The 26,173-nt window shown below is 58.5% G+C and carries 21 protein-coding genes and 1 tRNA gene; 8 read left to right on the top strand and 14 right to left on the bottom strand.

What is annotated here, in order from left to right:
* Window positions 1-9: 9 nt before the first annotated feature.
* The 8 genes from AC0L28_RS01145 to AC0L28_RS01110 all read right to left on the bottom strand — a co-directional run bounded on the left by AC0L28_RS01145 (window position 10) and on the right by AC0L28_RS01110 (window position 9,107).
* On the bottom strand, window positions 10-1,044 hold the full coding sequence (locus AC0L28_RS01145) for a CgeB family protein (protein WP_473475068.1): 1,035 nt from the start codon (window positions 1,042-1,044) through the stop codon (window positions 10-12).
* Window positions 1,041-2,246 (bottom strand): glycosyltransferase family 4 protein, encoded by a 1,206-nt coding sequence (locus AC0L28_RS01140; RefSeq protein WP_473475066.1) that lies wholly within the window; start codon window positions 2,244-2,246, stop codon window positions 1,041-1,043. Before AC0L28_RS01140 ends, AC0L28_RS01145 begins: the two co-directional genes overlap by 4 nt.
* Before the next feature lie 33 nt (window positions 2,247-2,279).
* Window positions 2,280-3,068 (bottom strand): FkbM family methyltransferase, encoded by a 789-nt coding sequence (locus AC0L28_RS01135; RefSeq protein ID WP_473475064.1) that lies wholly within the window; start codon window positions 3,066-3,068, stop codon window positions 2,280-2,282.
* Window positions 3,069-3,237: 169 nt separating this feature from the next.
* Complete coding sequence (locus tag AC0L28_RS01130; RefSeq protein ID WP_473475062.1) at window positions 3,238-4,611, bottom strand: hypothetical protein; 1,374 nt, start codon at window positions 4,609-4,611, stop codon at window positions 3,238-3,240.
* A 7-nt stretch (window positions 4,612-4,618) separates the two neighbouring features.
* A complete protein-coding gene (locus AC0L28_RS01125) occupies window positions 4,619-6,067 on the bottom strand; it encodes a lipopolysaccharide biosynthesis protein (RefSeq protein WP_473475060.1) in 1,449 nt (482 codons plus the stop codon).
* Between the two features lie 60 nt (window positions 6,068-6,127).
* On the bottom strand, window positions 6,128-7,399 hold the full coding sequence (locus AC0L28_RS01120) for a sugar transferase (protein ID WP_473475058.1): 1,272 nt from the start codon (window positions 7,397-7,399) through the stop codon (window positions 6,128-6,130).
* Window positions 7,400-7,522: 123 nt separating this feature from the next.
* A complete protein-coding gene (nusG, locus tag AC0L28_RS01115) occupies window positions 7,523-8,086 on the bottom strand; it encodes a transcription termination/antitermination protein NusG (protein ID WP_473475057.1) in 564 nt (187 codons plus the stop codon).
* Between the two features lie 436 nt (window positions 8,087-8,522).
* Window positions 8,523-9,107: a biotin transporter BioY gene (locus AC0L28_RS01110; RefSeq protein ID WP_473475055.1), complete on the bottom strand. Its 585-nt coding sequence runs from the start codon at window positions 9,105-9,107 to the stop codon at window positions 8,523-8,525.
* 244 nt (window positions 9,108-9,351) lie between these two features.
* Here AC0L28_RS01110 and AC0L28_RS01105 point away from each other — a divergent pair, with 244 nt between their 5' ends.
* From AC0L28_RS01105 to AC0L28_RS01095, 3 genes are all read left to right on the top strand, one after another.
* Window positions 9,352-10,260 (top strand): MBL fold metallo-hydrolase, encoded by a 909-nt coding sequence (locus AC0L28_RS01105; RefSeq protein WP_473475053.1) that lies wholly within the window; start codon window positions 9,352-9,354, stop codon window positions 10,258-10,260.
* A 3-nt stretch (window positions 10,261-10,263) separates the two neighbouring features.
* Window positions 10,264-11,034 (top strand): hypothetical protein, encoded by a 771-nt coding sequence (locus AC0L28_RS01100; RefSeq protein WP_473475051.1) that lies wholly within the window; start codon window positions 10,264-10,266, stop codon window positions 11,032-11,034.
* A tRNA-Gln gene (locus AC0L28_RS01095) sits at window positions 11,014-11,088 on the top strand. Before AC0L28_RS01100 ends, AC0L28_RS01095 begins: the two co-directional genes overlap by 21 nt.
* Before the next feature lie 71 nt (window positions 11,089-11,159).
* On the opposite strand, the gene AC0L28_RS01090 is transcribed toward AC0L28_RS01095, so the two are convergent.
* From AC0L28_RS01090 to AC0L28_RS01075, 4 genes are all read right to left on the bottom strand, one after another.
* On the bottom strand, window positions 11,160-11,729 hold the full coding sequence (locus AC0L28_RS01090; protein ID WP_473475050.1) for a hypothetical protein: 570 nt from the start codon (window positions 11,727-11,729) through the stop codon (window positions 11,160-11,162).
* A 219-nt stretch (window positions 11,730-11,948) separates the two neighbouring features.
* Window positions 11,949-12,776, bottom strand: coding sequence for a DUF5681 domain-containing protein (locus AC0L28_RS01085; protein ID WP_473475048.1), 828 nt, complete (start codon window positions 12,774-12,776; stop codon window positions 11,949-11,951).
* The gene (locus AC0L28_RS01080) at window positions 12,773-14,155 is read right to left on the bottom strand and encodes a site-specific DNA-methyltransferase (protein ID WP_473475046.1); all 1,383 of its coding nucleotides are present in this window, start codon (window positions 14,153-14,155) and stop codon (window positions 12,773-12,775) included. The genes AC0L28_RS01085 and AC0L28_RS01080 overlap by 4 nt, the downstream gene beginning before the upstream one ends.
* 702 nt (window positions 14,156-14,857) lie before the next feature.
* Entirely contained in the window at window positions 14,858-16,138 is a 1,281-nt protein-coding gene (locus AC0L28_RS01075) for a site-specific integrase (RefSeq protein ID WP_473475045.1), read from the bottom strand.
* Between the two features lie 840 nt (window positions 16,139-16,978).
* Between AC0L28_RS01075 and AC0L28_RS01070 the strand changes: the two genes are divergently transcribed.
* From AC0L28_RS01070 to AC0L28_RS01050, 5 genes are all read left to right on the top strand, one after another.
* A complete protein-coding gene (locus AC0L28_RS01070; protein WP_473475387.1) occupies window positions 16,979-17,155 on the top strand; it encodes a phosphotriesterase family protein in 177 nt (58 codons plus the stop codon).
* 19 nt (window positions 17,156-17,174) lie between these two features.
* Window positions 17,175-17,945 (top strand): glutamine amidotransferase, encoded by a 771-nt coding sequence (locus tag AC0L28_RS01065; protein WP_473475043.1) that lies wholly within the window; start codon window positions 17,175-17,177, stop codon window positions 17,943-17,945.
* A gap of 3 nt (window positions 17,946-17,948) precedes the next feature.
* Window positions 17,949-18,857, top strand: coding sequence for a PfkB family carbohydrate kinase (locus tag AC0L28_RS01060; protein ID WP_473475041.1), 909 nt, complete (start codon window positions 17,949-17,951; stop codon window positions 18,855-18,857).
* A complete protein-coding gene (locus AC0L28_RS01055) occupies window positions 18,854-19,684 on the top strand; it encodes a BtpA/SgcQ family protein (protein WP_473475039.1) in 831 nt (276 codons plus the stop codon). The genes AC0L28_RS01060 and AC0L28_RS01055 overlap by 4 nt, the downstream gene beginning before the upstream one ends.
* A gap of 715 nt (window positions 19,685-20,399) precedes the next feature.
* Window positions 20,400-21,461, top strand: coding sequence for a Fic family protein (locus AC0L28_RS01050; protein ID WP_473475037.1), 1,062 nt, complete (start codon window positions 20,400-20,402; stop codon window positions 21,459-21,461).
* Here the strand turns inward: AC0L28_RS01050 and AC0L28_RS01045 are convergent.
* Together AC0L28_RS01045 and smc are read right to left on the bottom strand one after the other, a co-directional pair.
* Window positions 21,447-22,430 (bottom strand): NAD-dependent epimerase/dehydratase family protein, encoded by a 984-nt coding sequence (locus AC0L28_RS01045; RefSeq protein WP_473475035.1) that lies wholly within the window; start codon window positions 22,428-22,430, stop codon window positions 21,447-21,449. The two genes, AC0L28_RS01050 and AC0L28_RS01045, sit on opposite strands and share 15 nt — an antisense overlap.
* A 170-nt stretch (window positions 22,431-22,600) precedes the next feature.
* Window positions 22,601-26,059: a chromosome segregation protein SMC gene (gene smc, locus AC0L28_RS01040; protein WP_473475033.1), complete on the bottom strand. Its 3,459-nt coding sequence runs from the start codon at window positions 26,057-26,059 to the stop codon at window positions 22,601-22,603.
* Between the last annotated feature and the right edge of the window lie 114 nt (window positions 26,060-26,173).

The raw sequence follows: 26,173 nt of genomic DNA, 5'->3' as shown, positions 1-26,173 counted from the left end.
CGTGAGCCCTCAAAGCGACAACCGTTCGGCTATCTGACGAGCCCGTTCGCGATAGGAATAGGCTGGTACGCAACGCCGATATGCGCGATCGATCATCGACGCTCGCAGATCAGGCCTTTGTAGATAGAAGCGAACTTTGTCGGCCAGTTCATCCGGCGATGCGAACACGTCGATTTCCAAACCCGGCTCAAAGAACTCCCGCACTTCCTCATTGTCGATGTGCAGCATGAATCCGCGACAGGCAGGAATTTCGAACGTTCGCTTTGATACCATGTCCTCCCAACCCGATTTCGTTTTTCCGAAATGAACCGCAATATTAATCTTTGTCGTCTGCAGCGCTTCGGCGTAGGAAGAACTTGTTCTTATGCCAAGGAAATCGCAGCCGGCAAGCGGGCCAGAGGCAGCTCGTTCTTTCCACCGTCCTCCAATAATGTCGAGACCAAGGCCCGGATGCCTAAGCATAAGCGATTCTAGCCACTCTTGCTTATGGAATGAATGGTTTCCTGCATAGAGAACATCTGTGCGATATTCGTCCTCTGCAACCCCTTGGTACATCGGGCGGATCATCGACGGCGAGTAACCATGCGGAACATATGCCGCCCGTCCGGGACCCAGCCGTTCCTCGAGATACGGAATTTGGAACCGCTTTGTAGTGCAGAACAGATCGAACTCGCCCAACACGGCCTTGTTCAGCCAAGGATGATCAAAGTCGACATCCGGATAATAATTCACTGTCCTCGCGCCGGTCTTGCGGATCTTCTCAAGTAGCTCTGGCGTCAGGAAGTCGCCCTTCACGGTCAAGAAAACGTCAGGGCGCAATGTATTGCATACATTGAGTAGATCATCACGATAGGTTTGACCCGCCTTGAAACGACTAAATCTAGCAAGGAGCCTTGAAATAGAACCAGAGGTGCGCCCAAGATAGTGACGTGAATTGACCTCCTGAACAATCCAACCCATTTCCCGGAAACCGCTCGCGATTTCTGCTCCCGGATCGCCATGACCCGCTTGTCCGCCAAAAACCATAACGGGAAAACGTTTCACGACCGACACCTTCGTGTTGCGGCCGTCACGGCAGTTAGCAGCCCCGCTACGCTTGCCTGTGAGCTGCATTCCTCAAATATCCGAATAGATGCCCCACCCATGGACTGACACAATGCATCGTTGGTGGCAAGGCGAACAATATTTTGCGCGAAATCAGATACGTCACCGCACTTGAAAACGATCGTGTTCTCGCCTTCTCTGGCGATGTCCGTGAGGCCGATCGTGCCGACAAGATCACTAAGTATCATCGGCAGACCAACGCAGGCGGCCTCGGAACAAATGAGTGGATGCGCGTCACGGTCCGCCGGATGCACCAAAACATCGGCAGCGGCGAAATAATCGGGCAGTCTATCAATGTTCACAAAACCGGCGAAAGTCGTAGGTGAATCCAATGTTGTCACGATGTCTTCTATATATTTCATATCCGGGCCATTGCCGCATACCAAAAGATGGATCTTGCGTCGCCGGGAGCAGGCTTTTGCTGCTTGAGCCACCGCAACAACCGCATCCTGCGTTCGTTTTCGCGCGATAAGCTTTCCGACCACGATCCCGACGAATGCGTCATCGGGGATTCCATGCAGATCTCGGACCGCCCGCCGCAGAGTTGAGCGTTCGGCTCGCGCGCGGCGGTACCTGTCCTCGTCGATGGTGAAAGGACACCGATACATCCGTGCACGCGGTACGCCCAGTGAGGCAAGCAAATCCTCGTTCTGATCGCCGACTGTCAGGAAACCCGTCACTTGGGAGAAAAGCATCCTGAGGATTGTTTGCCGAAGCACCATTTTCCAGCCGGGTCGTTTGGTGACCGCATTACTGTCGGCGATCATGAGAACGGGAACCTTGTTCCAGCGGCACCAAGCAAGAGTCCGCAGCTGGGTCGGTTGTGCATAGCCGTAGATTATCACGGCATCAGGACCGAACGCGTTGAGCGCGCCGGCGACGCTCGGATTGTTCAGCGACAGCCGTCGCGTGCCCCTGATCCGCATGGCTTCCGGCAGAAATTCATGATCGAAGCCCGACAGCATGTCATCCGCCCAACGAATGATGGTGCCCATGTCCTTATCGAGATAGGCTTCCACCCCAATGCGGGAACAGAAAATGACCTTGACGACCAGATCCTCCCGCGCGGCCAAAGCCCGATAGAAATGCACGAAGTGCTGAATCGGGTGCGAAACGACGATCGCCAGCCGCGGCTTTTTCATTGTCAGGGTTCCGCGATATTCCATGTGGCCTGGCTAGGCGTAGGTGTTCGACTGATCAAAAGTGCCGGGACGGGCTTCGAACCAGGAAAGGGCGGTCACCTTAACAAGCACGTAATTGGACTGATAGAAGCGCTCGAGTTCTGGATGCCAGCTATCGAACAACTCGACGTGGTCCGGCATGATCCTGCCTACCCGGTATGGCAAACCATCCGAGAGTTCAAAAACGTCTTTCAAGAACGCCCGCGCACGCACCCAACAGTGGTTATATTCGAACTGGAAGACATCGATCGCACCGGCGGAAAGGAGTCGCGAGGCGCCCCGCATGACGTTTAGATCATTTCCTTCAGTATCACACTTCACCATATGGATATGTCGAATGCCTCGGTCCAAACAATACTGGTCCAACGTGACTAGCGGAACTTGAATAAAGCCGACGGCAGCTGTTTCCATTGTTTTGTCGAAAACGACGGAATTGGTCCCGCCGGTGGGACTCATGACGGCCATTCTGAGATTGCCAGAGCGATCCGAAGCGGCCGCCTCAGCGACTTCGACTTGACCCGAAAAGCCTTCGGCGGCCAACCTGTCTGTAAGACAAACACGTGTCGTCGTTGTCGGCTCGAACGCATGGACCTTCAAACTGCGAATGTCACGGCGACGCTTCTTCACATCCTTAAGGAGTGCGACCGTCCACTCGCCTTGATTAGCACCAACGTCAAAAATGGTAAGTTCTTGGTCCGACCGCGTAGCGTCAACCACCCTCGCCTGAAGATAATATTCACCATTGAACCGCATGTCGTTGTTTGCCTGCTCACCTCGCGCCATGCAATAGAGCCATCTGCTAGCGCGCCAGAGGAAGCGACGAACCGGGGACGAACTGACAACCGCTTTTCTAGAAATATCTACGAGCTTCGGTTTGAACCAAGACGCCATTACTCTTACCATTTCTTGCTATGAGATTGCACAGTTACAACGATCAATGAGAATTTTTACTTTAAGCTCTCATATGAGGAGGAGCCGCATATCCTCCGCGATTGCCGACTCCCCGATGATATCTTAAAATCCCAAACATTCTTCCCACCCATACAAAGACGACAAGTACGATTACTGTGCGTGTAATCGTAATAAATTGATAAATGGCAACTTCATCGAACTGCGAAAGGGATAACGCCGCAACGAATACTGGGAATAGCTTGACCGGATTAACGACCCAGATTGACATAAGGATGCTGGCAATCGTCAGAAACACTCCAGTTAGAAAGCCGACCACCGCCACGCCAACTACCCCTGCCCAGATGTATGAACCAACTGGCCTACTCGGAGAAATCGAACTGTACGGATTCCCTGACAGTTCAGTGGAAAGGACTGCTCCCAAATTTGCCAGCGGCTTGCTAGGCCAGATGAAGCGAGGGACAACGGCCATGGCAAACCAGCCGCGATACATTTCCTCTATCCCGTCCTTATACGCGCCAAGCCGTCCGAGTTCATAGTGCTGTAGTGTTCGCACCGATATTTCTGTGTAGTCAAACCTCTTCACCACCCGTTCAATAAGTGCGTCTGTGGTATAAATCTCGATGTCAGCACGTGACCCCAACTCATTGTACGCCTGGACAACATCAACTTCCCCGGTAAGCTCGCGATATTTACGCAGCGGTTCAATCACGGTATAGGCTGCAATCATCGCCAACATAACATATGCCATATAACGCCACCTCAAGTTGCCGGCGAGCCAGCTTGCAACAACAATCATGGCGACCGGCAAGAAAACCGAGGACTTGAAACCTGAGAGAAACCCACTCCCAACCCACAGTATTGCGAGCAGGAATGCGGGACGAGGCCGGCCAGTTATCTGCCCAACTACCGCCACAATTAGGAAAAGAGCGTTCCCCAGGCTTATATACTTCTCAACAAAGTCGAGCCAATTCGGAGGATTTGTTAAATAATCAGGAACCTTAAAGTATCCAGAGTATCTGTTTAATTGCAAGTATATCTGTATTAATACAGCCGAAGCTGAAATGCAATATATTATGTAATATAATTTGTTGCTACTCAAAGATAATTCAGGAAGTTTTACCTTCTTTATCTTGCCTCCAAAAAAATTAGAGAAAAACCAATGCCCTACCAGTATAGAAACGCTTTCGACTAACTGAAGGGTATACATAAGTTCATATTCGGCATCGGATGCCCTGGGCTCGGTCGGCCTTAACCCGAGACTGTCAAGGGAGGTCAGTACAACACTCGAACTTATTCCGAATGCGAATAGTGCCCAGAACCAAGAGTACGGCGTCCTCACCCCTCGATACGATCGGAAAATTCCGAAGAGCATGAGCCCGACGGAAAGCCAGTTCAGGAATTCAAAGTATCTCATTTCTGACTCAAGATGACGATCTATGCCCGATGCGTTCCGCTAACAGCCCGCGCACTTCATTGAATGACCTTAATCCAAAAAGCCACCCCACACCGGCATAAAGGCAAGCCCCGAGGATCGTCGTCAGTATAAGTGATGTGATAGGGGCTCCAGCCAATTTGTCAGAGATCAACCATACTAAACTGGCCATGGCGACGGCGACACCAAAGGGCGGAAAACAATCTAAGAATTGATCCCTTAAACTATATTGCAGATATCTTTTGATATACAATGCACTTATTGTGAAAGAAATCATTGATATGGCAACCTGCGCCCACGCAACCCAAATTACCCCGTATAGCGACGATACTGCGATTGCAAGAATGGCAAACAGCTTCTTCGTGAGCTCTATTCTGAAATATACATTCGCGTGTCCTTGTGCGAGAAGGGCGTTTCCGTAAATTACCTGTAGCGGCATTAGCACCGCAGCCATGCACAGGATTTGCAAAATTGGCACGCAAGGCAGCCATTGTGTACCGAACAACACAACAACAACTGGCTTCGAGACAATTATGAGCCCAAACATCAGGGGCAGATTAATGGCCATAACTATGCGTGCGGCTAGCCGCACTCCGCGAAGAAGCCGCGCTTTGTCGCTGCCAATCGTCGCAAACGTCGGATACGCAACGCTGGACAGAACCCCGGATAGTAGACTAGTCGGCAACTGCTTTGTATTATCAGCTCGGATGTAATATCCTATCTCTTCCACTCCGTACAGGCGACCGATGGTCAACGTATAGAGCCGATTGTAGGTCACGTCGAGCAAGCGTGATGCCAGCATATAGCTACTGAAGCCAAAAAGATTGCGTGCTGAACTAATGCTGATTTTCATCGTTGGACGCCATCCCTGAAGGATCCATACGAGCAACAGCAGCACTGCCGACGCAGTTACCGTCTGGGCAGCAAGCGCCCAAACACCATACCCCTTTACGGCTAGAACGATCGCCACGGTACCTGAAAAAAAGGTCGACACGCCACCCACAGCTAGGAGCAGTTTGAACCGTAAACCCTTCTTAAGCAACGTTATCTGCAAGGCTGAGAGGCCATTTAGGAAAATGCTTAGAGCCACGATTCTCGCAAGGGGAACGAGGATCGGAGCGTCGTAGAAGTCGGCGATTAAGGGAGCAAACGCAGCAAGCAAAGACGCGGTGATTGCGCCCATCAGCAGGTTGAACCAGAACACGGTCGACTCGTCGGCATGGGTGCTATGCTGCTTTTGGATTAGCGCCGAAGTGAAGCCACCGTCCACAAATACATGTGCTACGCCGACAAACAGATAGAGTAGCGCGACGGTTCCGAAATCCTCTGGCGTTAGGAGTCTCGCCAATGCAATTGAAACGACGAACTGAAGGCCTGTCCTCAGAAATGCGTCGGAAGCGCTCCAAATAACCGCTTTGAAGCTGCGTTGCTTAAGCACCTCGCCTCCGGCGAAGCAGGGACGCCCTCTGCGCCGCCGGACAGCCCATAGGCGCCAGACTCATCGCGCACCGAAGCCTGTCAGCATAGTTTTGATCGTCCTCAGAACAATGACGACGTCCAGCCATGGCGAGAAGTTTTTTATATAATAGAAATCATAGTGCAGCTTCTGAAGCACTTCATCGACCGCCGCGACATGGCCCTGGTTCACCTGTGCCCAACCACTGATTCCCGGCCGCACTATGTGTCTGTAGCGATAAAACGGCAACTCCGCCTCGTACCAGCGCGACAGCACCACCGCCTCAGGGCGCGGCCCGATCCAGCTCATCTCGCCGCGAATGATGTTGATCAACTGCGGCAGCTCGTCGATCCTCGTTATTCTCATGAAGCGCCCGAACCGAGTGATGCGGTCGTCGCCGCTCTTCGTCATCGCGTTGTCCTTTTCGTCGCCCGGCCCGTTGTCAGCTTTCATCGAGCGGAACTTGTAGACGGTAAACACCTGGCCGCGATAACCCATGCGCTCCTGTCGGAACAGCACCGGCCCATTCGACTCGAGGCGAACGGTCAAGGCGATCAGCGCAAAAAGCGGCAATAGGAAAATGAACGCAAGAAATGCGCTGATCCAGTCGATCGCTTGCTTGATCTTGAGATAGGCCTGGTTGGGATTAAGCGAACCCAACGTATTTTCGGACAGATGCTCGATTTCGACGCGACCCGTCAGCGATTCACTGATCTGCTTGACGTGATAGACAGGAACGCCTGCGAGGGCCTGGTCGGCTATGTAGCGCTCCCAATCATCGGATAGCTCGGCACGAAGGTCGGCAACAACGCCGCTCACGCGGTCAATGACCGTTTCGGGGGAGCGGAGCCAATGCCAATTCACACCACCAATCTCTTCAAGACGACTGACAGCCCCGCCTGGAACCACGGCGAGACTATACGGATCCAGGCGCCGGCTCAGGATGCTCAGACCGAAATACCAGAAGATTGACAGTGTCAAACTGCCGGCTGCCTGGAAAGCGCTGTAGTCAATTCGGAACAGGAAAATTGTTAGATATACAAGTCCGTAGGAAAGCGCAAATGTTGGCATAATATAACCAGCAGCCGCAACGCCAGGCAGATTGATTATTCGGCGAAAGAAAAAAAAGCCTGCAGTATGGGCGACGATACCTGCGAAAATCGTAATCTGAACGTTTGAGTAATACAATACATTTTGACCGATTAGCATCCTAACCAGCGCGGGAGTTAGAATTGCAAAAGCCAATCCACCGAGAAGCTGAAACCTAATCCGGTGCAGCAGGTGCCGCTGATTTTTCGGCTTTATGATGGACATATTCAATTCAGAGCGCTCTCTAGTGAGGTCACCGAAAAACGGTCAATGGCTACCGCACTCCCGGGTGAACCCGAGAGCCGACATTGCAGCAGCTTGCATCGCATAACCGAGCGTCAGTTGCGGTTATGCGATCGCGACGAGTTCCCTTGAATCCATGTCAACAGGGATCTCGCCATTCATGATGGCAACCAGGACTCGGGCCCTTCCGGCTGGATCGAGCCGGTCAAGGCGACCGATCATCTCCGCGAAAGGACCTGAAAGAATCCGAACCGATGCGCCCGCAGCGAGGCCTCCGCTGAAATCAAGCAGGCCATCCCTGCCAGTCAGGGCTATGAACCGCTCCACCAACCCCGACGGGACCGGCAATGGCCGTTCGCCCTGCATGATGAGTGAGCGCACACCGAACGTTCCGTTGACCGAGCGCCACCGCTGCAGCGCGACATCGAGGGCGATGAACATGTAACCTGGAAAATAGGCCGCCGGTCGCGTCTCGATGCGCCGGGCATGACGTGTGGTCTTCTCGCAGCGAGGCGTGAACGGGTGAAACCCCTGCATCCGGAGATGCCGTTCGGCGACGTCTTCTTTTCCCGGAAATACGCTGGCGGCATACCAGCGTGCTGCGGTGCCGGTTGCGGGCCGTTGCGACGACACAGTCCTCTTAACAGTTGCTTTTTCCGGGGTGGTCACAAGTATCCTTCTCGGCGATCTTTGGCACGGTCGGGGCAAGCGTTACGACAGCGCAAAGGCATCAGCAAGCAACCATGTCGCGAGAATCCATGGGGTTGGTCGAATCCTGCTAATTGTCCACTACTTTAGCTGCACCTAATAGTCATCGCGCCGATTTCTTGTTTAGCTATCCAGCAGCGGTATCGAGCAATTGCGTCGATATGTAGCTGCTTGGTTACGCTGACTCGCGACGAACCGCTGGCTCTTCTGGTCCTTAATCGGTCGATTTGAACATTGTGTGACGGTTATCGTTAGCAAAGCGTTACCGACCGCTTGGCGGCGGCCTGCTTTGACGAGAACTCGTGGCAGGCCGTCGCTGAAACGGGACCATTCCACGATCACATCCTGTGGTTGCGTGCACTCGATCAGTGCCCGCGCCCGATCTATCGACCAGAGTTCAGGGACGTTTGAGCAGCGACCAGACGGCTGGCACAAGGCTCGCCGCCAGGCCGGCCTTGATCAGGTCACCGACGATGAAGGGCAGGACGCCGAACTGCCATGACTTTTCCGGGCCGATGAGCAGTGCCAGCCAGGCAAAGCCCATCGCCATCGTGACGATTTCGGCAACCAGAATCGCATTGAAGAGCTTGATCGGATGGCGATCCCAGCCGCGATCGGCGGCCCAGCCGACGATCGCCGCCATGACGACGAAGCCGGCAAGATAACCGCCGGTCGAGCCGAGCATGTAAGCGATGCCGATGCCCTTTTCCGGCGTGCCCTGGAAGACCGGCAAGCCGATGGCGCCCTCCGCCATGTAGAGAAGCAGCGTGGCGACGCCGAGGCGCATGCCGAATGCTGCGGCGATCAGAAACACGGCCAAGGTCTGCATCGAGATGTCGACCGGTCCGAGCAAAACTCTCGTCTTGGCCGACAAGGTCAGTACCAGCGTACCAACGATCGCGAGCAGAAGCTGCGTCGCCAGGCGGGTCGCGCCCTTTTCAGGCAGAGCGAGAGAAACAAGCGGCGTCGTTGCAATTGCCATGGTCTTCCTCATTGCGGACTGCCGCAGATCGCGGCCTTGCGTTTTCCTATATTGGCTTCCGTGCTATGCGGCAATCAGTTTTGCCGCCTCTAGAGCGCGTCGCGTTCGACCGGCTCATGCGACGCGCTTCAGGCTGTTGTCTTATGTATGTCGTTATCGCAAAACCGCTGCACACCCTCGGTTCAAGCCCGAGGGCATGCTTTTTGCACGACACGCATTGGAACAGGGCTGAACGACATTGGCCATGGCGCTGAAATTCGACACAGACTTCGATCCGGCCTACGGCCAAGGCGTGACCGTTGCGCCCGACGTGCTCCGGGTCACCGCGAAAAATCCCAGCCCGTTCACATTCTACGGCACCAACAGCTACATCGTCGGGCACGAGACGCTGGCGGTGATCGATCCGGGGCCGGATGACGATGCGCATCTCAAGACACTGCTCGAGGTGATCGCAGACAGGCCGGTCAGCCACATTTTCGTCAGCCACACGCATCGCGACCATTCTCCGCTGGCAGCGCGGCTGAAGCAGCACACCGGTGCAATTATACTGGCCGAGGGTCCGCATCGGCCAGCCAGGCGGCTGCGCACAGGCGAAATCAATCCGCTCGACGCCAGCGCCGACACCGCCATCAGGCCGGATATCGCGCTTCCCGACGATATGGTGGTCGACGGCGACGGCTGGGCGATCAGAACGGTGCTGACGCCGGGCCATACCGCCAATCATGCCGCCTTTGCGCTGGAAGGAACCGGTATCCTATTCTCGGCCGATCATGTCATGGCCTGGGCGACCTCCATCGTCGCGCCGCCGGACGGCGCCATGGCCGACTATATGGCCTCGCTGGATCGGCTGATCGAGCGCGACGACCGCCTGCTGCTGCCCGGCCATGGCGGGCCGGTGACAGCGCCGCGCAGCTTCATGCGCGAGTTGAAGTCGCATCGTAGGATGCGCGAGCAAGCGATCCTGGAGCGGATCAGAAGCGGCGACCGGACGATCAGGAAGATGGTCGCGGCGATCTATCACGATACCGATCCGCGCCTGCACGGCGCGGCCGGTCTGTCGGTGCTTGCCCATCTCGAGGACCTGGTGGCCCGCGGCCTTATCACCACCGACGGCGACCCGGCGATCGACGGCATATTCAGCCTGCCTGGCTAATGCATGTCGCCCAAAAGTGCGGAAGTGCAGCCCTCGACCATAGCCCTCGTCAAGGAGGCGGCTAAGCGGGTCGGCTATCTACCAAATCATCATGGTCGTGCACTTTCCACCACGCCCGACGACGATCCCGTCGAGAGTGTGCAGCGGCAGCTTCAGGCGCGCAGCACGGACGGACTGATCATCACGCGCTTGGTCTCGGGTGATCCGCGCGTCAAGCTGCTGCTGGATCAACGCATGCCATTCGTCGCGTTTGGGAGAACCGACCTGGACACCGCGTATCCTTATGTCGATGTCGACAATGAACAGATTGCCTACGAGGCAACCCGACGGCTCATGGATAAGGGCTGTCGACGGTCGACCAGGGGACGGCGACCCACTCACGCGGCTGCTTCGCGGCGCAACCGATCGCAGCAATCCCGCGACTGCCCCGTCGAGCGAAGCACGTGCATTTCGACCGAAGGGAAAGGCCGCTTATGGATGCAAGGCGACTGGCGAGACAAGTCGAATAGACTCAAGCAACCCCTGATTGTATTAGCCGCATTTCTGTGGGGCCGAGCGATAACCGCTTGGCTGCAAATGCTCTGGACATCACTCGACCGGGGCCGTGCCGACCTGGCCGGCGACTTCCTGATCCAGCAGACGATGATATGCGAACGCCAATCTGCGGGACCGGTGGATCAGTTCCGCGCACTTGCCATTCTCAGCATTGAGCTTTCCGTCGGCTCGTCCTCGCAGCGGGCATGTTCCGGCTGTTGGGGCGTAGCCAAGTGGTAAGGCGTCGGTTTTTGGTACCGACAGTCCCATGTTCGAATCCTGGCGCGCCAGCCAATCTTTTCTGTGTCCAACCCGGAGACATAGTGACCGCACCCCTTTGGTGAGACACTAATTATCAATAATCGTCAACCGAACTGTGTCGGCGCTTTTCCACGCAGCCGGGGATGCTTCTTACGGTCAACGTAGATGGTCTTGATCACTTCGAAAAGTTCTGGGTCCTGATGCCATTTACCACCAAATCGTCCGGCCTCCACGCGCCGCTTGTCGAATTTGTAGCGAGTGCTGATCGACTTGCTTTTATCAGACATAAAGGCCGAGTTCATGGCAGCGGCGCAATGTGCCCACCACTGTTCTTCGTCCCTCGCACCCGACTGTGTAAGCGCCACCTTGTTTCCAGATATGTGCTCGACGGCGGTAGGCAACCCTCTTTCATCAGTTGAAAGGCATGCGACACCAAGACCGATCCGGCGGCCGCCAAAGGTCGGAAACGTTAGATCGGAGAAACGGACAAACCTGTCGGCGATCTTCTGGCTAAGTGTGTAGATATCGACATTGTCAAGATCGAGCAGGAAATACCGCCACGTCCGCCTCATAGTTGCCCTTCCTTTATTGACCGCCTTGGCAGAGATGCCCGGTGCTTCTATGCTACCAACGGCTGGCTTTCCCAGACCGCCATCCCACTGCGCTGACGCCATTCCCTCAGACCCGCGTCTCTGCTGGCGTTCTCCTCCGACGTGCTGCAAGGCTTGCGGAAAATCTACGGTCTGCTGTCGACCAATCGTGCCGGAGCGGCAATACGAGCCAATGCCTTCGACAGCTTGCCAGGCGAATCCGACGGCGTAGGCACTGGAGGATCATTTGCCTCCAGCCGCACCGCTTTGGCGCGTCGCGGACGCCCAGCTCGAAAGCAGGAGTTACGGCGCCCACGGAAACTTGAGCTCTATCGGCTCCTCCCAAAGATCGCGCGTTTCTATGAAACCCCACGGCCGAAATTTCCCACACATTTCTTCGGACTTGCTCTTGTGCGTTTTGATTACATCTCTGTCCCTTTCGATAGCCTTCTTGAGGCGTCTCACCACCGCAGGCCTGGTTTCCTCCCCAAGCGCTTGCTCCGATACGGCAAGTCTGTTTTTGAAGACTTGGACCATTTGGCGACAATCCTCTCGGAATTCCTCATAAAAGGCTATCGAACTGTCCTTCTCTTCCTTAGTCAACGGACCCACAATCAAGACCTCCCCATTCCGCTCATTTCGCAGGTCGAGGATAATTTGATCCGGATGCGGAATGATTTCAGGCAGCCCAGTTATGCGCAGCCGAGCGCGCCGCTCGAGCTCTTTCTCCGCGCGAATCTTGTAGTCCATCAGTGCTGAAATGTTTTCCCGTTCGATGCGCGCCCGTTCCCTTTCAGCGGTGAATAGAATCTCCGTGAACTGGCGCTGAGAGCGCGGATCGCCCTTCATCGCATTGATGCCGATGGAGCGCACCACGGCCTGGGCGACTGGTGTCTTGATAGAGCGTTCGCCGTCCTTGATCTTGATGACGCGTTGAGCCTCGCTCAAGACGAGCGAAATGATATCGCTGTCCTTGATCTTGTTTTTGGAGCCACGCGGGCGACCGGCAGGATTGCCGGAACGGCCGGGCCTGAACTTTCTCTCGGCAGGCGGCTTTCCATAGCCGACCTCATAATTCCGCTCCGGCTTGTCCGAAGGCGGTTCACTACCTCCACTGCGTGATTTACTCATTGTGCTGCCTCCTGGAATTTCGAAGTGATGCCTTCAGCGATGCGGTTCGCTTCGTCCCTGGCGTACGTCTCCCAGCGTCGGATGATGCGATCGCAATAGATCGGGTCGAGTTCACACAGGAAGCCGCGTCGCCCTGTTTTTTCCGCAGCGATGAGGGTTGAGCCTGAGCCACCGAAGATATCGAGGATGATGTCGCCGCGGGCAGAGCAATCCTTGATGGCGTCGGCGATCATCTGAACCGGTTTGACGCTCGGATGGAGAGAAAGCTCGTCCATTCGGCCGGCCTTCGAGGTGTTGACGCTCTTGTACTGCCAAACGTTGGTGCGGTGGCGCCCATGCTGGCCAACTTCGAAGGTGTTGATATGTGGCGCCTCACCATTCTTGAAGGCGAAGATCAGTTCGTGGCGGGAGCGGTAGAATGTGCCCGTCCCAACATTGTCCTTTGCCCAGACGATCAGATCCTTCAGGTCGGAATAGACACCTTCACCGGCCTTGAGCATTTCGCCCATATGGCGCGAGTCCATGCAGATGAAATGTATGGAGCCGTCACACGAGTGACGCACGAGATTGCGAAACGATGCGGCCAGGAAATCGGTGTACTCGGAAGAGGTCATCTCGCCCGAGGCCATGGCGAACTCGCGTTGCCTGGTCATTGAGCCGCCGAAGAGCCCCTGGATCGCCACTTTGTAGGGCGGATTGGAAAATACCATCATTGCGATTTCGCCATCCATCACCGTGGCGACAACCTCGGTGTCGAGTGCGTTGCCGCAGATCAGCCGGTGCCGACCAAGTTGCCAGACATCGCCGGGATTGCATCGCGGTGTGCCTTCTTCGAGCGGCGGCAAGGCATCGTCTTTTGGGTTGCCTTCCTCCTCGGGAACCAGCCCTTCGACGAGATGGTGGATCTCGGCGACGGAGAAACCAGTGATCTCGGCGCTGAAGCCGAGGTCGACATCAACGTCGAGCAATGCCTGCAGTTCTTCAGCAAGCAGGTCTTGGTCCCAGCCCGCATTGAGTGCCAGCTTGTTGTCCGCCAGCACGAAGGCCCGCTTCTGTTGCGGGGTCATCGTATCTAACCGGACGCAAGGAACCCGGTCCATGCCGAGCAGCTTGGCCGCCTCGACCCGGCCATGGCCGGCCAGAATGGTGCCTTCCTGATCGAGCAGGACCGGATTGGCGAAACCGAATGTCTTGATGCTTTCGGCAATCTGCTTGACCTGCTTGCGCGAGTGGGTTCGGGCGTTGCGTGCATAAGGCTTCAGAGTGGCGACCTGGCGATACTCGATCTGCAGATCCTCGCCGTGGCCTCGGCCGCTATGGGGCGACTTTCCCTCACCACCATCCTGGGCCGATTTAGATATTCTATTTTTGTTCGTCATGTGTAATCCTTTTGTTCGTATCTGCGGCAAGCCCTCAGCTGGAACTGAGCGCCGGCACATCGCTGTAGACCACAACATACGCGAAGCGCGGACAGCGCCGAACGCGGGGCAACTGACCTAAAATGTGGTGATTCGTTCACCCGCGTCGTCGAATTTCTGTCCACCGACTTGGGCAGGTGGTGGATAGTGGGGATGAAGGGGATCAGGCTGATTTCGCTTGACAGCCGTCAAAGTGATTCGAGCCGAGATGCCAAATCGTGGGCTACAAGTGGATCCAGGGCCTGCAGAGGCTTCCACAGTTCGTCACAGAGTCCATCAAGGACAGGACAATTTCGTCGCCGCCCGATCCTGTGTGGCGAGCCCGCACGATGCTCCAAGAAAAGACAAAGCCATAAATTCCGCTCTCGCACGCCAGAGCGGCGTCCATGACGTCTCTGAATCCTTTGATGCAAGTTGGCAACCTCGTTAAACAAGCGGGCCAACGGTCGCCAAGGGGCGCGGCACTTGAGAAAATCGCCGGCTAGCGACCGCCGCTCCATTCCTACAATTCGTCGTTAAGAAATCTCGTCACCGCCGTCCTATCCTGAGCATGCCAAAACATTTGCTCTGGTGTGCACTTCAAATCCTTTTCCCGCGGTTTTTGGCTGCCGCCAAGGTGGAACTTCGTCGCCGCTGTGTGGCGAAGATCGGGGAAGTGCAAATCTAGTCGGTCTTCATCTCGTGCATAGATGTGCCAATACCGTTGAGCGTCCAACGTCCTCGGCAACCCACGCAGGGTCTTTTCACCTTCAGGGCCGGAGCCTTCGCCGTGATCCGCTCGGCCGCCTCGGCTTGGAAGTCGGGGTGATGATGATAATAGGTCGAGCGGAGAACCGCCTCCGTCATGCCAAGAAAGTCGGCGGCCAGAGATAGCTCCGTCCCGTTCTGCATCAACCACGTCGCGGCGGTGTGGCGAAGAACGTGGGGCGTCACGTCGGTTTCGAACTTGCCGTCTTTGTCATACCAGCCAAGCCCGGCCGCCTCGCACGCGCTATTGAATGATTTCTTGATGGAGCCGACGGGTCGGCCCTGCCACTCGACGACGAAGTCGTGCGCGATCATCCGGCCGATCGTAAGGCTCTTGCCTCGCTTTTTCGTCTTGATGTTGACAGGCGTCGTCGCCCATCGGCGGATATGCGATAGCAGGCGATCGGGGAGCCGGACGGGCGGCTGTCGCTTCTTGGTCTCACGCTGGCCGTCGGCGCGGCGATAGAACACGCCCCGATTGAGGTCGATGTAGCCTTGACCTTCCGTCGGCCGGATAGCGGCGCCACAGACCGCGCCGGAGCGCGTTCCGGTGTAGAGCGCCACAAGAATGAACCGGGCGACGTGTTGGCCTGTCCGGCGGTCGCTGGCGTTGCCTTTCCATGTCTGCCGCATTCGCCATGCCGCGAGGATCAATCGCGCGGCTTCGCTCCGCGTGAGCCAGCGCTGGCGCCCCACGGACTTCTCCGGCATGACGATTGCCGGGATGGAAGTCACATAGCCTTCGGCATAATAGTGCTTCAGGGCGGCGCGGAGGTCTTCTAGCTGTCGACGCGCCGCCGGAACGGTAGGCGATTGCTTGACGTAATCGCGGCAGAGTTGACCATTGATGTCGGCCACCATCAGGCGGCCGAAGAACTTAGCGATAGCCTTCAGGCGTGCGGCCGTCTCGCTCGGCGCGGCATGATTAGGCGCGATCTCGGCCGCATACACGCCAAGAACATCGATAATTTTTACCTGATCGGGGTCACGGTTCCGCTGTCGGGCCGGTTGGTGCTTTTCCGCGAGGTAGGCCGTGAGCTTTTTTTCAGCTTCGACAAAGTCAGGTCGAGCGCAGCCAGTGCTACGTCGAATTCTTCCGTCGTGAATGAACCATCCGGCCCGTTCCCTGATCGAACCGTCTCCCTTGCGGGCCTCATTGTGCCAGACAAGGTGGGCACCTTTGCTTGGACGCGGCATAGCTCTCTCATGCGCTCGATCGCGGCCAAGGTGGTATATTCCTTGTTGGCGATTACTTCTGTGGTAAGGCGACCAGCGTCGCGCTCCTTTCGAAGACCTTTGACTCCCATTGATCCATCGGGAAACGCGATCCTGGCCGCAAGGACGAGCCGGATGGGCGCTTCAACGGGGTAATCGGAAAAGCTCTTTGGGTCCAACTCTCTGAACCGGCTCATATTTTCCTCGTACTATGCCTCGACGACCAACCTGCTCCAGCACGAAAACTAGACCTCGATCTTTCTTTTCTGATCCGCTGTTTTTGGTTCCCGGAAATGGGGTAATTAAGACCTATTCTCGGTCGCCTGATAAAGAGCGCGACTCGGAGGCTATTTCCATTTCTATCAAAATGGCGATCGACGGTTTCGTAAAGAACTCCAACCCCGTTTTTCACAGCAAAAAACACTCGCAAATTCCCACCATAGATTGGCCGACCAAAAAAAGAGCGATGCGACGATTTTCGCGTCAGGTTGCCAATCCGCACTTGGGCTAATGCGGTGCCTCCCCCGGCTCTCTGCGCACAGTTCATCATTGCGACGGCCTGTGCACCAGACAGGCGGCAAAAAGACCAAGAAAATCAGATAATTGTTCCCAGTCAACGGGATAGTCTGGTGCTGAGAGAGAGGTTTGAAACTCTCGTCTTCCGATTGAATTTCAGTTTTGTAGGAAACCCGGCGGGTTTCGCCGAATTAATTGCTTGTTGCAATTCCCTGCTATGAAAACCGGCATCGGAAACTCTAACTGACTGAATTTTATAATAAAACTGACCTTTTTCGCCCCTTCGTCGTACTCAAGAACACGTAGATTCTCTGTAAATTCCCTGTAAACAGCGGAAACTGGTCCGCTTACGTCTACGTCCTCAAGCATTTCATACCGCGCCTGAAACGGCATGGCGTCGAGCAGCCAGCCATCGACCGCATGCTGATCGCCAATCCGAAAGCCGTGTTCTCGCGGCAGAATCAAGCCCAGACTTACGGCTGAGACTTACGACGGAGTTCAAATGTCCAAGAAAAAGATCCTGCTTGCCGGTGAATCCTGGGTGTCGACCGCCACCCATATCAAAGGCTTCGACCAGTTTCCGACGGTCACCTACCACACCGGGGCGGACGAATTGCTGACGGCCCTGAAAGCGACCGACTTCGACGTGACCTTCATGCCGGCTCATGAGGCACAGCGCAGCTTTCCGCAAACAAAGGAGGCGCTTTCGGCCTATGACGCGGTGGTGCTCTCCGACATCGGCGCCAACACGCTGCTTCTGCATCCCGACACCTGGGTTCACTCCAAGCCGACGCCGAACCGCCTGCGGCTGCTGCGCGATTATGTGCGCGACGGCGGCGGGCTTTTGATGTTCGGCGGCTACTATAGCTTCCAGGGCATCAATGGCGGCGCGCGCTATCGCAAGACGCCGGTCGAGGAGGTGTTGCCGGTGAGCTGCCTCGCCTTCGACGACCGCGTCGAGGTGCCGGAAGGGTTTTCGCCTGTCCTGAAAGGCTCCTCGGACCATCCGATCCTCAGGGGTCTCGGGTCGGATTGGCCAGTCCTGCTCGGCTTCAACGAGGTGACGCTGAAAGACGGGGCGGAAGTCCTGGCAACCGTGTCGTCGGATTATGGCTCGCTGCCGCTGCTCGTCACCGGTCACTATGGCAAGGGCCGCACTGTGGCCTGGACGTCCGATGTCGGGCCGCATTGGCTGCCACCGGAGTTCATCGCCTGGAAAGGCTACAAAACCCTGTTCGAGCAGATGCTGAGCTGGGCGATCGGTGAGAGCTGAGCGATGCATGTCCATGTCGTCGGCAATGCCTGCGTCGACACGATTTTTCGCGTCGGCCGCTTCCCTGCCGCCGGCGAGACTTTGAATGCCAGCAGCTACGCCGACGGCCTCGGCGGCAAGGGAGCAAACCAGGCGGTTGCCGCCGCGCGCACGGGTGCTGCGGTAACGTTTTGGACGGCGCTCGGCAAGGACCGCGCAGGCGCATGGATCAGGAGCCGCCTCGACAGGGAGTTGTCTGACCTCGAGGCGATTGAATTCGACCTGCCAAGCGACCGCTCGACCATCGTCATTGGGGCCGGCGGCGAGAACTTCATCGTCAGCGGCGTCGCCTGCAGCGAGGCGTTCGATCCGATCGCACAAACCGCACTTGCGGGCCGAATCGCGTCTGGCGACATCGTTGTCTGCCAAGGAAACCTGCGAGGCCCCGCGATAGATGCCTGCCTGCGGGCAGCACAGGAAAATGGCGCGCGCACCGTCCTGAATGCCAGCCCTATCGATGCGGCGGCTCTGCCTGACTTCGGCCTGGCGCAGGTGTTGGTGGTGAATCAATCCGAGGCGAAAGCGCTGACCGGCCAGGATGACATGGCAGCCGCCGCCGACGCGCTGGCGGCCAAAGGCGCCGAGACAGTCGTGATCACGCTCGGTGCGGAAGGCTGTCTCGCCCTTGGCCCGGACCAGGGAGGATCGTTTCGTTTGCCGGCACCACGTGTCGAGGCGCTCGACACCAGCGGCGCCGGCGATGTGTTTTGCGGCTGTCTGGCCGGCGGGTTTGCCAAGGCAATGTCGGTTGCCCCAGCGCTGAAGTTCGCGCTCGCGGCTGCCGCAATTGCGGTGACTCGCCCGGGCACATTGATATCCTGTCCTTCCGCGTCTGAAATGGCGGCGCTCATCGATCAAACGGAGCTCTCATGACCCAACTCGGTCAATCAGGCGGCGACGCGCTCGTAGAACTTTTCGGCCGCACCAAGGTGGTGATCGGCGTCGTTCACCTGTCGCCGCTTCCCGGCGCGCCGCGCTATGACGGCGAGGCGGTCGAGGCGATCTATCAGCGCGGTCTGGACGATGCGAGATCTTATCTCGATGGCGGATGCGACGGCGTGATCGTCGAGAATCATGGCGACATCCCGTTTGCCAAACCTGACAATATCGGACCGGAGACAGCGGCCTATATGGCGGTTATTTCCGACCGTATCCGCCGCGAGTTCGGCAAGCCGATCGGCATCAATGTGCTCGCTAACGCCGCGATCCCTGCCCTTGCGATCGCCAGCGCCTCCGGCGCGGGCTTTATCCGCGTCAATCAATGGGCGAATGCCTATGTCGCCAATGAGGGTTTTGTCGAGGGGGAGTCCGGTCGCGCAGCACGCTACCGCGCCAGGCTGCGCGCCAACGGCATCCGCGTCTTCGCCGATGCTCATGTCAAGCACGGCGCGCACGCGATCGTTGCCGACCGCCCGGTGGAGGAACTGGTCAAGGATCTGGTCTTCTTCGACGCCGACGCCATCATTGCGACCGGTCAACGCACCGGGCACACTGCGGATCTGAGCTATATCAGCATGATCAAAGAGGCCGCCGGCCTGCCGACGTTGGTCGGCAGCGGCGTGACGCCCGACAATGCCAACGATATCCTAGGCATCGTCGATGGGATCATCATCGCCAGCGCGCTGAAGCATGACGGCGTCTGGTGGAACCAGGTCGACCCTGCCCGTGTAAAGACCTTCATGAGTGGGCTGAGGCGATAACAAGCCATTGAGACACGCGTGAATTGAATCTATCGCTTCGCGCCCTTGGGCTTGGTTTACGGAAGGGCTGACCTGCAGAGCCCATCCGGCTGCTCGAAGCTGCGGGGCTTCGAATGGAGGCGACGACCGGTTCGCCGCAAACGGCTGGAGGAATCAATCGAGAACCGTCGACGAAGACACGCGGACAACTCGCCCGGGCAAGCGGTTCGTCTGCGATGGCGCGACCGTCTGGCGCCGCTCGGCAACTTATGATTTCCAGGAGCCAGTCGCGCCCTGCCCGGCCGCCCACTTGGGACATTTCGGGTTCGCGGCTTGATCGCCGGCCTGAGATCGGCAACCGATATCGGCAATTGTGCTGACTTATGGCCTCAAATGCCTTACATTGCAGGTGATTGAGAGACGATTGAGATCGGCAAGAATGCTTGAAACACCTACCCGCATTGAGCGGCTGTTTTTGACGACGCGTACCGACCGTCCTGGCCGATCTCGCGATCGAGACGCAAAAGGCGGCCGTTGAACTCGGACGAGCCCTGCATCCGGAATCGGCTGCCGAACTGGCCGATCTCGTGCGCGTCATGAATTCTTACTATTCGAATTTGATCGAAGGTCACAACGCCCGACCTCGGGACATCGAGAGTGCATTGGCCGGAGCCGAGATTGACCCTGAACGCCGATCTCTCCCTTGGAGGCCAAGGCGCATGTCGAAGTTCAGAGGATGATTGACGGCCTCGGTTTGCGTGGGGAGTTGCCGAGCCCGACTTCGATCGATTTCATCCGGCGGGTTCATCGCGTCTTCTACGACGAGATGCCGGAGGAATTCCGGTTCGTCGACAAACCCGACGGCACCAGGGCCGAGATCGTGCCTGGCGAGTTCCGGTCGTCTCCAGAGCATGATGTTGTTGTTGGCCGCCATCAGCCGCCATCGTCTGACTGGGTGTTGGCCTTTATGGAGCACTTCGAGAAACGGTACGCGATGACCGAAAAGCAGGCCAGCCTGCGCATCATCGCGATTGCGTCAGCTCATCACCGCCTCAACTATATCCACCCTTTTCCAGACGGCAACGGCCGCGTCAGTCGCCTGATGTCTCACGCTATGGCGCTCAAGGCCGGAATCGGCGGCAATGGCCTATGGTCGATATCTCGTGGACTCGCTCGTGGGTTGAAAGATCGCGGCGAATACAAGAGCATGATGGATTACGCAGACAGTCCCAGACGGGGCGACCGCGACGGCCGAGGAAATCTTTCGGAATCAGCACTCAAGGATTTCGTCGAATGGTTCCTGACAGTCGCGCTCGACCAGGTGCGGTTCTCGATCACCATGTTCGACCTCAGACGGCTTGAGGCCCGCTATCGCGCCTTGGTGAAGGATATCGTTGACGACAAACGGGCGCCTGATCTGGTGGCGGCGGTATTGCGGCACGGCAGGCTGCCGCGTGGCGAGGCCAATTTGGTGCTGAAGACATCCGAGCGCACGGCACGGAACACGTTGTCGGAACTCGTCGACCGCGGTTTCCTGAAATCTGATACTCCGAAGGCACCGGTCCGGATCGCTTTTCCTCTCGATTTCAGGGAACGGCTGTTTCCCAATCTCTTCACCGATGCCGAAGTCGATGTCCCAGAACCACCGTCACTTGTCTTTCAGGTGAGTGGAATTTCAGGAATCATCCATTTCTATTTGAGGATGACAGTGATGGCCGTGACGATTCGAGGCCTTGGGGTCGTAGGAAGAAAGGCGCGCACCGCGACGACCCGCAGGCCGCAGTCACCTTGTCGTTGATCCAGCCCATTCCGACCGGTACCAGTCGACGAATTTTTTCAGTCCGTCTTCTGTCGAAACGCTCGGCTTGAAGCCGAAATCGCGCTCCAGCGCAGTCATGTCGGCATAGGTCCGCTCGACATCGCTGCTTTGCATCGGCTCGCTGTCGCGGATCGCTTTTACGCCGAGCAGTTTTTCCAGAGTGGCGATGAAATCGCCGAGCCGCACCGGCCGGTTGTTGCCGACATTGTAGAGCCTGCTCGGCGGAACTTCAGCCGATGGCGGCTTGTCGAGCACGGCAACGACAGCTCTCACCACATCCTCGACATACGTGAAATCGCGCCACATCTCGCCATTGTTGAACACCCGGATCGGCTTGCCTTCGAGCATTGCCTTGGTGAATATCCAATAGGCCATGTCGGGCCGGCCCCAGGGACCGTAGACGGTGAAAAATCGCAAACCGGTCTGCGGCACCCCGAAGAGATGGGCGTAGGTGTGGCTCATCAATTCATCGGACTTCTTGGTGGCGGCGTAGAGCGAGACGGGCTTGTCGACCTGATCGGTCTCGCTGAACGGCACCTTGCGGTTGCCGCCATAGACCGAGCTAGACGAGGCATAGACCAGATGCTCGAATGCGGGCTGCGCGCGACAGAATTCGAGCACTTCGAGATGGCCGACAACATTGGAACGGACATAGAGCCTCGGATTGTCGAGTGAATAGCGCACACCCGCCTGAGCGGCGAGATGGACGATCCTGACTATGCCTTGCCCGGCCAAAGCGTCGGCAAGAGCGCCCTGTTCGGCGATGTCGATCTGGTGAAATGAAAAATCCTTGTAAGGCTGCAAGCGGGCGAGGCGCCCCTTTTTGAGCGCCAGGTCGTAATAGTCGTTCATGTTGTCGACGCCGACGACCGCTTCCCCCCTGCTCAGGAGATGATGGCAAACATGGCTGCCGATGAATCCTGCGGCTCCGGTGACAAGTACAGGCAACAAGGTTCTCCATGCATATGCTGGCACATGATCGCGAAATCGAGATCGATTTCGGAGAGGATCATGGCAACATCAAAACGCTCATCAGAATGAACGGAACCGACCCAGTCCAATTCGTGTTTTAGCCGAAAGCCCCAATAGGCGCTACCGACAAGCTGTGCGTCGACGCGTCAGCTCGCCTCGCGCAGGGCCTCGGCCGCCTGCAGGTCGACCGACACGAGTTGGCTGACGCCCTGCTCGGCCATGGTCACCCCGAACAGCCGGTTCATGCGGGCCATGGTGATCGGGTTGTGCGTGATGATGACGAAGCGCGTCTCGGTGGTGGCCGCCATTTCGTCCATCAGATTGCAGAAACGCTCGACATTGTGATCGTCGAGCGGTGCGTCGACTTCGTCGAGGACGCAGATCGGCGCGGGATTGGTCAGGAACACGGCAAAAATCAGCGACATCGCCGTCAACGCCTGCTCGCCGCCGGAAAGCAGCGTCATCGTCTGCGGCTTCTTGCCGGGTGGCCGCGCGAGGATTTCGAGACCGGCCTCGAGCGGATCGTCGGACTCGATCAGTTGCAGTTCCGCCGTGCCGCCGCCGAACAGATGCGAAAACAGCCGCTGGAAATGGCCATTGACCACGTCGAAGGCAGCCAGCAGCCGTTCGCGGCCTTCGCGGTTCAGGCTCTGGATCGCCTGCCGCAGCTTGCGGATGGCCTCGATGATGTCCTCGCGTTCTGAAACGATGGTCTCCAGCCGGTCCGACAGCTCCTTCTGCTCTTCCTCGGCGCGCAGATTGACGGCGCCGAGCCGCTCGCGCTCGATCTTCAGCCGGTCGAGCTGACGCTCGATCTCAGTCATCTCCGGCATCGGGCGGTCGGCCTCCAGGCCGGTGTGGCGGATGACCAGATGCGGCGGCGTGTTCAGCGTTTCCTGGATGCGCGCCTCGACCTCCAGCCGTCTTTCATCGGCAGCGGTCAGCCGCTCTTCGGCGCGGACTCGGGTTTCGCGCGCCTCGGCCAGCGACTGGATCGCTGATGTCGCGGCCTTGTCCAGTTCGGACTGCTTGTTTTCCGCTTCCTGCAACCGGTCGCCGGCGGCCTGGCGCAGGCTTTCGGCTTCGGCAAGCTGCGACAGCAAGGCGCGCCGTTTGGCGTCGATCTCGTCGGGTGCGTCGGCCAGCCTTTCGCGCTCGACCTCGGCCTCGGCCTTGCGTTCGCCGAGTGCGGCGATCTGCGTCGAGGCGTTTTCGGCGCGCTCCAGCCAGTTGCGGCGTTCCGCGCCGATGGCGTCGAGGCGGCGCGTGCGCGCTTCGGCTTCCCGCCTCAAGCCCTCGTGGACCGCGCGGGCATCGGCAAGGGTGGCGCGGTCGCGAGCGACGTTGGCGGCCGACTGATCGAGCTGCAACTGCAGATCACCGAGATCGGGAGCGCTTTGCAGCAGCATCTCGGCCTCGACGAAAGCCGCGGCCGTCTCTTCATGGCTGTCGACGACGCGCGCGCGCGCCTCGTCAAGTGCGGCGCGTCGGCTCGACAGCTCGCCGCCGGCCTTTTCGGCCTCGGCCAGCGCGTTGCGGGCGGCGTCCAGCCCATGCTGGGCATCACGCCCGGCCTGACGGGCATTGCGCTCGGCCTCGCTCGCTTGGGCAAGCGCCTGCTCGGCATGGGCAAGGGCCTGTTCGGCCTGGCGCAGGATGCGGTTCGCGAGGACCGCCTCGGCGTCGAGCTCGGACAGCCGGTTTTTCTGCGCCAGCCGCTGCGCGGCGGCGGTCGGCGCGTCGGCGCTGGCGGTGAAACCGTCCCAACGCCAGAGCGCCCCTTCGCGGCTGACCAGCCGCTGCCCGGGAGCAAGCTGCGCCTGCAACCGTCTTCCCTCAGCAGCGTCGACGATGCCGATCTGCGCCAATCGGCGGGCGAGTTGCGCCGGCGCGCGGACGACGCTGGCAAGGCTCTTGATGCCTTCGGGCAGAGCGGCGTCGCCGGGCTGGACCTCGCTTTGGCCCCAATGCACCGGCGCGCTGCGGTCGAGCGGCACGTCGAGATCTTCCCCAAGGGCCGCGCCCAGCGCCGTCTCGTAGCCGCGCTCGACGCTGATCTGCTCCAGCACGGACGGGAAGAGGTCGCCGCTCGCGGCATTCAGGATCTTGGCCAGCGTGCGGGCCTCGGTTTCGATTCGCGCCAGCTCGGCCTTTTCATCCTGAACCGGCGGGCGGGCGGCGCTCTCCGCCACGCGCGCCTCGGCGACAGCCTGTTCGGCGGCAATCGCCGCGGCTTCGGTTTCCTCCAGCAGCGCCAGCGCCTGTTCAACCAGAAGTTGCTTCTCGGCAGGATCGGCCAGGCCGGCGACCCTGGAGGCGATATCGGACAATTCCCGGTCGACATCGGCGAGTTGGCGGGCGAAACGGTCGCGGCGCTCCGCGGTGTCGCGCAGCGTTCGTTCGATCTGGTTGCGGGAAGCGGCGGCCTCCGCCCGTTCGGCGGTCAGCCCGGCGAGTTTGGCTTCACTGGCGGCAAGCGTCGACGCAGCCTGTTCGACCGCCGCGCGGGTGCTGGCCTCGCGGTCGGCGGCGCCGGCGTTCTCGGTGTTGAGCGCAGTTTCTTCGGCGGCGAGACGCTCAAGAATATCCGCATTGTCGCGGACCATCCGCTCCTCGCGGACGATGTCGCCGTCGAGCTGCTGGAGCCGGCGGTCGAGCTCCAGTTGCCGGGCGCGGATGCGGCCCGATTCTTCCTCGATCTGCGTCTTGGCGATCGACAGGCGCTGGAAGGCGGCAGCGGCGGCGGCTTCCGCGTCGCGCAGGTCCGGCAACCGATGGGCGCCGATCCCTTGCTCCCTGGCGGCAGCCATCTGGGCGGCGGCGCGGTCGCCGACCAGTGCCGTGGCGATCGCCAGCGCCGAGCGCGCCTCGCCTTCCTGCGTCTTGGCCAGCGTCCAGCGCAGATGCAGCAGCGTCGCTTCAGCCTTGCGGATATCGGCCGACAGGTTCTTGAAGCGCGAGGCCTGACGAGCCTGGCGCTTCAGGCTTTCGATCTGGCTTTCCAGCTCGCCGACGACATCGTCCAGCCGTTCCAGATTCTGTTCGGCCGCTTTCAGACGCAGTTCCGCCTCGTGGCGACGTGTGTGCAGACCCGAAATGCCGGCCGCCTCTTCCAGCAGCGCGCGACGCGCCTGCGGCTTGGCCTGGATCAGCTCGCCAATGCGGCCCTGCCCGACCATCGAGGGCGAACGGGCGCCGGTCGACTGGTCGGCGAAAAGCAGCTGCACGTCCTTGGCGCGGGCTTCCTTGCCGTTGATGCGGTAGAGCGAACCCGCCTCGCGCTCGATGCGACGCGAAACCTGCAACTCGTCCGCGTCGTTGAAGGCCGAGGGCGCGCTACGGTCGCTGTTGTCGAGGAAAAGCGTGACTTCGGCGGTGTTGCGGGCCGGACGCGTTCCGGAACCGGAAAAGATGACGTCGTCCATGCCGGACGCGCGCATGTTCTTGTACGAGCTTTCGCCCATCACCCAGCGCAGCGCCTCGACAAGGTTCGACTTGCCGCAGCCGTTGGGGCCGACGATGCCGGTCAGGCCGCGTTCGATGACGAACTCACCGGGTTCGACGAACGACTTGAAACCGAGCAGGCGAAGGCGCGAGAATTTCATTCGCGCCGCCCCAAAAGCGGGTTCTGCAAAAGTGTTCCGCGGTTTGGCGACAAGAACTCGCGGCGCAACAAAAAGTTGCGCACGCCGAAGCGCAGCCGCTTCGGCGCTGCCGAG

The organism is Mesorhizobium sp. WSM4847 (assembly GCF_055811335.1).
Note: the sequence above shows the minus strand (reverse complement) of the source record. Positions and strands in the feature narration are given on the sequence as shown.